Origin of the sequence: Streptomyces sp. NPDC006458 (assembly GCF_040612135.1) — a bacterium.
In the GTDB taxonomy this organism is placed as follows: Bacteria; Actinomycetota; Actinomycetes; order Streptomycetales; family Streptomycetaceae; genus Streptomyces.
The window spans coordinates 1-7,408 of sequence record NZ_JBEXPR010000022.1 but is presented as its reverse complement, the minus strand read 5'-3'; the positions used below and the strand labels follow the sequence as shown (position 1 = coordinate 7,408).

6 protein-coding genes and 3 pseudogenes are annotated in these 7,408 nt (G+C 68.8%); 3 read left to right on the top strand and 6 right to left on the bottom strand.

Features of this window, described 5'->3' with window-relative positions; translation table 11 throughout:
* Positions 1-48: 48 nt before the first annotated feature.
* The 3 genes and pseudogenes from ABZZ79_RS27205 to ABZZ79_RS27195 all read right to left on the bottom strand — a co-directional run bounded on the left by ABZZ79_RS27205 (position 49) and on the right by ABZZ79_RS27195 (position 1,986).
* Positions 49-426 (bottom strand): MaoC/PaaZ C-terminal domain-containing protein, encoded by a 378-nt coding sequence (locus ABZZ79_RS27205; RefSeq protein ID WP_356692972.1) that lies wholly within the window; start codon positions 424-426, stop codon positions 49-51.
* Positions 423-1,355, bottom strand: a pseudogene (locus tag ABZZ79_RS27200) (OB-fold domain-containing protein). Before ABZZ79_RS27200 ends, ABZZ79_RS27205 begins: the two are co-directional and overlap by 4 nt.
* Positions 1,356-1,659: 304 nt before the next feature.
* Positions 1,660-1,986, bottom strand: a complete 327-nt coding sequence (locus ABZZ79_RS27195) for a hypothetical protein (RefSeq protein ID WP_356692970.1) — start codon at positions 1,984-1,986, stop codon at positions 1,660-1,662.
* 398 nt (positions 1,987-2,384) lie between these two features.
* On the opposite strand from ABZZ79_RS27195, the gene ABZZ79_RS27190 reads away from it, so the two are divergent.
* A complete protein-coding gene (locus ABZZ79_RS27190; RefSeq protein ID WP_356692968.1) occupies positions 2,385-3,254 on the top strand; it encodes a bifunctional DNA primase/polymerase in 870 nt (289 codons plus the stop codon).
* A gap of 94 nt (positions 3,255-3,348) precedes the next feature.
* On the opposite strand, the gene ABZZ79_RS27185 is transcribed toward ABZZ79_RS27190, so the two are convergent.
* Positions 3,349-3,996, bottom strand: coding sequence for a hypothetical protein (locus tag ABZZ79_RS27185; protein WP_356692966.1), 648 nt, complete (start codon positions 3,994-3,996; stop codon positions 3,349-3,351).
* A 152-nt stretch (positions 3,997-4,148) separates the two neighbouring features.
* Here ABZZ79_RS27185 and ABZZ79_RS27180 point away from each other — a divergent pair, with 152 nt between their 5' ends.
* Entirely contained in the window at positions 4,149-4,517 is a 369-nt protein-coding gene (locus ABZZ79_RS27180; protein WP_356692964.1) for a hypothetical protein, read from the top strand.
* A gap of 718 nt (positions 4,518-5,235) precedes the next feature.
* Here ABZZ79_RS27180 and ABZZ79_RS27175 read toward each other — a convergent pair.
* Positions 5,236-5,629, bottom strand: a pseudogene (locus ABZZ79_RS27175) (transposase family protein); the annotation flags it as partial.
* 44 nt (positions 5,630-5,673) lie between these two features.
* Complete coding sequence (locus tag ABZZ79_RS27170) at positions 5,674-6,396, bottom strand: hypothetical protein (RefSeq protein ID WP_356692962.1); 723 nt, start codon at positions 6,394-6,396, stop codon at positions 5,674-5,676.
* Positions 6,397-7,219: 823 nt separating this feature from the next.
* Between ABZZ79_RS27170 and ABZZ79_RS27165 the strand changes: the two are divergent.
* A pseudogene (locus ABZZ79_RS27165) lies at positions 7,220-7,315 on the top strand (excisionase); the annotation flags it as partial.
* Positions 7,316-7,408 lie beyond the last annotated feature (93 nt).

Below are 7,408 nucleotides of genomic sequence, written 5' to 3'. Positions count from 1 at the left end.
AGAACTCGGTCGCGCCGATCCCGACGATCACGGCCCTGGCGGGAGTGCTCACCAGGTCACCTCCACGGTGGCCGTGACATGCCGCCCGACGGCGTTGTCCCCGGTCACCCGGACGACGGCACTGCGGCCCTCGCTCTCCTCGACCGTGCCGGTCAGCAGCAGGGTGTCGCCGGGGTGGCTGGGCGCGCCGAGCCGCAGGGCGAGCCTGCGCAGCACGCAGGTGGGTCCGAAGGCGTCGGTGACATAGCGGCCGACCAGGCCGTTCGTGGTGAGGATGTTCATGAAGATGTCGGGTGCGCCGCCGCGCCGGGCGGCCTCCGGGTCGTGGTGGACGTCCTGGTAGTCGCGCGAGGCGATGGCCCCGGCCACGATCAGCGTCCGGGTCACCTCGATCTCCAGCGGCGGCAGCCGGTCCCCGGCCCTCACGCGGCCGCCTCCTCGGCCCGGAACACCGGCACGGTCAACTCCTCGTCGCAGCGCAGGAACTCCAGCCGCACCGGCATGCCGACGCGCACCTTGTCGTACGGCACCCCGACCACGTTCGCGACGATCCGCACGCCCTCGGCGAGCTCGATCAGGCCGACGGCGTAGGGCCCCGGCGGGCCGGACGCGGTGAACGCCGGGAAGGGCGGGTGGTGATCACCACGTATGAGTAGACGGTCCCGGTCCCGGCCGCCCGGACGGTGTCCCAGTCCGCCGAGCCGCAGTCCGTGCAGCCCGGCAGCCAGGGGAAGCGGAGCCGCCGGCAGGCCGTGCACCGCTGGACGAGCAGTTCGCGGCGGTCGACGCCCTCCCAGTACACGGCGTTGTCGCGGTCGACGACCGGACGCGGGCGGCGCTCGCCCGGGCCGCGGGGCTCGGGGCGTGCCGGGCGGTTCGGGGCGTACTTGAGGACGCGGAAGCGGTGGACGCCGGCGAGCCGGCCCGCCACCCGGAGGTCGGTGCGGGTGGTGACGAACCAACCGGTGCCCAGCCGGGTGGACTTGGGGCCGGTCACCGACTCGACGACCGTGTCGAAGGTGACGGTGTCGCCGACCCGCAGCGGGCGGACGTACTCCTGCTCGCAGTCGGTCGCGACGACCGAGGTGCAGCCGGCCTCGTCGAGCAGGGCGAGCAGTCTCCTGGTAGGCGTCGGTGCGCCGGTCGTGGCCGCTGAGCCCGCCCATCGTCCACACCTGGAGCATCGCGGGCGGGGCGACGGCGTCGGGGCCGGTGTAGCCGGGGTGGGTGTCGCCGAGGGCCTCGCACCAGTGCCGGATCATGGCCGCGTCGACGGGGTCCTTGCCGGTGGCCCCGGTGACGGCGGGCAGACCCTCGTAGGCCCTCAGCCGCGCGGCCAGTTCGTCGTCGGTCACGGCACACCCCCTTCGGAACGCAGGGCCGTACGTACGACGATTTCTGACTGTCCGTCAGATGACGGGGTGTGTCAAGAACGGGGCGGGGCCGCGCCGCGGGGTGGGGCGGGGCGGGGCGGGGCTGCTGCGCCACGGGGCGGGGCGGAGGTACACGGCCGCGGGGGGTACACGGCCGCCGAGGTACACGGCTGTGCGGCGGTGCCCGAGAGCACCGCCGCACAGTCGCTGTCACACCCCACACAGAGCACGCCACAAGGGAGTCGAGGGGCCGGCGCCCGAGGCGCGCGGGCGTCGGCCGCTCACCTCACCACCACGGCGGGGTGAAGCCGACGGTCACGTTGCTGTTGCCCTGATTGACCGCGGGGAAGGCCGAGCCGTCGACCTGCGCGGTGTTGGACTGGTTCGAGGCGCCGGAGCCGATCGCCTGCTGCTGTGTGGTGGACGAGTTGCCGCTGTTGTTGCCGCCGGCACCACTGCCGGCGATGCCCTGGAACGCGCTGGTGACGGCCGCGCTGGATCCGTCGTCCGCGAAGGCGCCGTTGTCCGCCGCCGCGACGCCGGCGAAGGGGGCGACCGCGAGCGGCAGGGCCGAGACGGCGGCGATGACGCGGGCGGTACGGATGCTTGCCATGTGTCTTTTCCTCCAGAACCGGGTACGCACGGGCCCCCTCGGCCGCATGCGTGACGTACATGAAGTACGTGAAGTACGTGAAGTACGGCTTGCACCAGGGCGGTTGGCCGGCCGCCCCGACGCTGTGCACGACGTCGCGAGTCAAGAGTCGCCCAGCCGATCCCCGGCGAACCAGCCTGGAAGCCCCGATTCGCCCTCAAGCGTGATGACAAGTCGATAAACCCCGTTCAGCACCTTTACCGGGCGAGAACGCGCAGGTCAGAGCCGTTCGGGTGAGACGGACCCAAGGGGCACAAGAGGTGAAGCGTTCCGGCATATTTCCGGCCATTCACCGCCCGCTGGGCGCGCCGCGCCGGACCCCTCTTCCCTTCCTCGAACATTCGTACGAACATGGAGACATGGCCACCACCGACCGGCAGGCCACCACGCTGGCCCTCGCACACGCGCTGTCGGCCGCGGAACGCGGACTGGCAGTCATCCCCCTGTCCCGCGCCAAGCTCCCGGCCCTGCGCTCCCCCCACCGCAACGACCCTCCCGGCCTCCCGCCCTGCCGCGGCGAGTGCGGCCGCTTCGGCCACGGCGTGTACGACGCGTCCACCGAACCGGCGCGCATCCGCGAGATGTTCGCCGCCGCACCCTGGGCCACCGGCTACGGCATCGCCTGCGGGCTGCCCCCGCACCACCTCATCGGTGTCGACCTGGACACCAAGTCCGGCACGGACTCCTCGGCGGCCCTGCGCGAACTGGCCCTGCTGCACCTGTTCACGATCCCGCCGACGGTCGTCGTGCTCACCCCCTCCGGCGGCCGTCATCTGTGGCTCAGCGGGCCGCCGGACGTGGTCGTACCCAACTCGGCCGGCCGCCTCGCCCCCGGCATCGACATCCGGGGCGCGGGCGGCTATCTGGTCGGGCCCGGCTCCCGCACCGACCACGGCGTCTACGCCACCGCCCCCGGCAGCGCCCATCTGCCCCCGGCTCCCTGCCCGGTGGCGCTGCTGCGGCTGCTGCTGCCGCCCCCGCGCAGGCAGGTTCAGACGTCCGCGGGCGGCAGCCACGGCCAGGGCCTGATCCAGTTCGTCCTGGCCGCGCATCCGGGGCAGCGCAACACCCGGCTGTTCTGGGCGGCCTGCCGGGCGTACGAGAACGGCATCGCGGGGGAGCTGGCCGACGCGCTGGTGGAGGCGGGTTGCGCGACCGGGCTCACCGAGCGGGAGGCGCGGGCGACGATCGCGTCGGCGGAGCGGATGACGGGGAGGGGCGGGGTGTGAGCGGGGTGTGAGCGCAGTAGCGGCGTCCCATCCGGGCGAGTCCGGCCGCAACCGGGCGGGTACGGGCGAGTCCGGCCGCGTCGAACGGGCTCCGCTACGGGGTGAAGACCTCGTCCAGACGGTGGATGGCACCGTCGTCACCGGTCTCGTACTTGAAGACGAGGCCGGAGTCCGGGTGGGCGTCGAGCCAGTCGAGCAGCTCCTGGACGCCGATCCGCTGGTTCTCGGTGCTCTCCACGATCGGGTTGGTCGCGGTGATGTACGCGCCCTGGTCCATGGCCCAGCGGGACTCCTCGCCGGAGACCACGAAGGGGGCCCCGTCGGTGTCGGGCTCGCCGCAGCCCCACGCGCCGTGCTGGACGATCAGGTTCACCTTGTCGGTGACGCCCTCGATCTCCTCGTAGCCGTAGAGGGCGAACTCGTCGGGGTCGTAGTCCTCGGGGTTCGGCGGCGCGGTGACGCAGTCGGCGGCGGGCTTCGCGCTCGGCGCCTCGGACGGCGGGGCGGACGCGCCTCCCTTGCCGCCGCCGGCGGGCGCGGAGGCGGTGGGCTCGGCCCCCTCGGCAGGCGCGCTCGAATCCCCCGCGGGGGTCGCGGTCACCGGGGTCGCGGTCACCGGGGTCGCGCTCTCACTGCCCCCGACGGCCTTGGCCTCGTCCCCCTTGCATCCCGTGAGCACGGCACTCAGCGCGACGGCCGCGAGCGCGACGGCGACGGATCTGCGACGGCGTTGGGCGTTCATCGTCTCTCCCCCTGTTCCGCACAGCCCGACCGGCCGCGCCTGGTGGTCGGGGGGACCGTAGCAACGGCCTTGACCAGGCGCGATACAGAAACCCCTTACGTCACCGATCCGGGACATGTCCGTCACGGTGCACGGAAGGACCGGCCGGTACGGTGACGGGGGCGTGGCCTCGGCGGTGCGGTGCTCTGGCCACGGTTCCGGCGCGCGACCGGACGGTACGACCCCTGCCCCGCCGTCGCCCACCGGCCGAGGGCGAGAAGGCCGACCTGGGCGCCTGGCTGCCCGGCCCCGGCTTCGACAAGAACACCACCCGCGGCATCGTCGCCCTGGTCTTCCGCTGCAAGCCGTCCGGCGGCACGGAACGCACGTCGAACGAGTCGACCGCGGTCTCCTGGCTCATACCTGCTGAAGTCAGCGAGCGCATGTCCGAGGTCTTCGCGGTCCGACTCCTGGACGCGCTGGACGGCAACGGCCCCCAGGTACGCAGCCACGACGGCAAGCGGCTCATCCCAGCGGGATAAGACTTTCCCTACTCCATCAAGTGCGGCTCGCTCCGCTCCCCGCGCGCAATCAGCCGCTTGATGCCAGAGAGAGGTCCGTCGTGGCTGGCGCGGTCGGCTCTGCGGCCTTGCGGAGCCACCTTGGAGCGAGCCTCGAAGACCACAGACTCAACGTGGTGCCTCACTGTCGAGTCGTGGGTCACATGGCGTGTGTTCCGGCCACTACGGCTACAGCCCAGTGGATATCGGAACCGTCAACCTGCATGGAGAGGTTCTGCCGCTTTCCGCGGTCGGTGTAGACGCGACCGACAGTCACCGGGGTGCCGCACTTGACCTTGCTCGGATCTTCGTCATGAGGGCCATAGTGGATGCTCACGCTGCCCTTGCCCGTGCACAGAGCGTGAATGCTATAGACGTCTTCGGTTGACGTGAAAGCTGGTAGGTCTTCGCTGCGACTTCCCTGAGTGACAGGAACGAGGAAGCTGGGCCGCTGAGGGAGGGCGAGAGAGTCCTGGGGACTCTTCGGGGAAGCGGAAACGGAGGGCACTTGGGTTGCCGGGGACTCGGAGGGGGTGGGGTGGGCACTGCCCTCGGTGTCGTGGGCAGTGCACGACGATAGGAGTAGAAGAAGTAGAAGGACCGGCACGGGCGCGGCTGGACGCATACGTTTTCTCCTTGGATAGAGACGTGCGCGCCTCAGCCAATTGGGCCGGCCGAGGCGCGCGAGCGTGAGGTACGTGCTGGTGGAATACCGGTAGTTCTTCGGCTGCTGGGCGATGTTATGGTCGCGGGTAGGCACCAGGAAGCCGTCCACGATCAGCACCGTGTCTTTGCGGAGCCGCTGGCGCTGCTGAAGCGTAAGTGCCGACCCTAAGTGATCGATAAGGAGGTCTGCCACGGACTTCGACACACCGAACAGCGGCGCCAACTGCCGCAGGGTGAGATTCGTCCGCCACTACGCGGCGACCAGTAGCACCCGGTCCTCCACCGGATGGCTCCACGGCCGACCGTTGCGGGCGGGGTCTGCGACCTCGTGCCACAACGCGGTAATCAGCTTGCCGAACTGACGCGGCCTCAGCCCGGCTAAACAAGGCTATCCAGGACGCCTCCGACACCGCGATCGCACCAGCCACAGCAAGATCACCTCACTCGTGACCAGCAGTTTGCGGGAGAGCCCTTAGTTGACGACCCAGCCCTCTCTATACGGGGCCCAGACCTTCGCGTAGGTCTTGGCGCTGACCGTGCAGTTGCTGTAAACCGAGTAGAAGTATCCGTAAATGTTCTCCTTCATGATGCCGTAGTCGCCGTAGACCGTTGAGTGAGCCTTGACCTTGCCTCCCGTCTCGACGCCGAGTTCGGAGGTCCAGGTCTTACTGGCGTTCGCTTGGACCTCTGTCTTAATCTTGCCGAGCCACAGCATCTTCACCTCGCCACTGAATGTAACGGATCCGCCAATGGTGGTGGTGCCCGACTTCTTGGACGTGAACTTGAAGTCGATAGGGGACGACGTGTTGTTCTTAACGAACGTGGAGTACTTGATAGCCATCGTGTTCTTCAGGTTCGAGGTGATTTTCACCACCTTCGATGAATCACAATGTGTCGCGTTGGGGTGCAGATCGTGGCCACTGGGCCTGCCGTCCTGGACGGGCTTCTCTGTCACGTCCGCCTCGCTCGGAAGATCAGCGTCCTCGTTTAGACCCTCGGTGCTGTCTTCACCGCTGACGGCGTTGGCGGCGGGTTGATCGGTGACGCTCCCAGGCACGACAGCCGCGCCGTCGGCAACCTCGGCTGGTGCGACGACACCACTTTCTGGGTCTGAGTCGTCGGCGAAAGCCGGTACCACAGTGGCCATCGCGAGTAGTCCGGCAAGACTGACAATGGCACTGGACTTTCTCTTCACGATGATTCCCCCATGTTTGCGTGCCACTCCCTGGACGGCGAGTTGGCAAGGACCTCAAGTTCAACATGTGCAGAATGAGGAAGCGTGTGACTTGAGCAAGATCAGAGGTTGACGAAGAATATCCGGCCACGTGAGGAAATGGATCAGACAGAGGCTCAATTGCGCTGACCGGCCGGCGGTTGTTTCTCTGATTCCATGCCAGCAGCAGCGTGGCTGAGGCCGACGGGGGCACAGCTAGGCATACGCGTGCGTAAAGTGATCGACGAACCCGCCGTCGTGGCTGACTTTCGTCGGCTGAGGCACAGGCGGGCCGTAGAGGTTTCTCGCGCCGTCAATGCACGGCGTATCCACGCCCCCCCGCCCCCCGCCCCCGCACGAGCACAAGCCAATGTTCTGACCGGTGCTCCCGCCGATCGGCGCGAGAGGACAAGCAAGAGGAGCACCACTCGGCCGGGCGTGCTCCTCTTGCTGTTCGGGCGGAACGCCGCCCAAGGACGCGCGCGCAGCGGCTCCTTCTTCACGCTGTAAGGCGCCCTCACCCCAACAGACACACCTCTCCTTTGTCCTAGGAGGGAAGACGCTGCGTCATCTGCGTCATGCAGACAGAAAGGCGGCACCTGACCTGCGGGTACATCCATGACGCAGGCCACGGACTCTGCGTCATCCTGCGTCATCCGATGACGCACCCCCAAACCACCGCGTCACACAGAGCCGCAGGTCAGCGGCCCGAGTGACGCTGATGACGCAATGACGCAGAAATCCGCACCTCGGACACACGCCTCGCCTCCATCCCGAAGCAGCGCCTCTCCAAAGGAGTCGCACCATGGCTCGCCCCCAGATGCTCAAGCTCCCCGAAGTCCTCGAAGAGATCGAGATGAGCCGCGCCGCGTTCTACCGGATGCGTGCCCGCGGCAAGGCGGGTCTTCGAACTTGAGCGGTGTGTCGTCCCGAGTGGACTGACTGGCTGTCACGTTGCGTGAGGGCCAGGGGTCGTGGGTGGTCCTGGCAGCAG

What these genes read in the sequence shown, in the direction of transcription:
- ABZZ79_RS27195 (WP_356692970.1), bottom strand. Translation starts at nt 1,986, where the DNA reads ATGGCAAGCATCCGTACCGCCCGCGTCATCGCCGCCGTCTCGGCCCTG.
- ABZZ79_RS27190 (WP_356692968.1), top strand. Translation starts at nt 2,385, where the DNA reads ATGGCCACCACCGACCGGCAGGCCACCACGCTGGCCCTCGCACACGCG.
- ABZZ79_RS27185 (WP_356692966.1), bottom strand. Translation starts at nt 3,996, where the DNA reads ATGAACGCCCAACGCCGTCGCAGATCCGTCGCCGTCGCGCTCGCGGCC.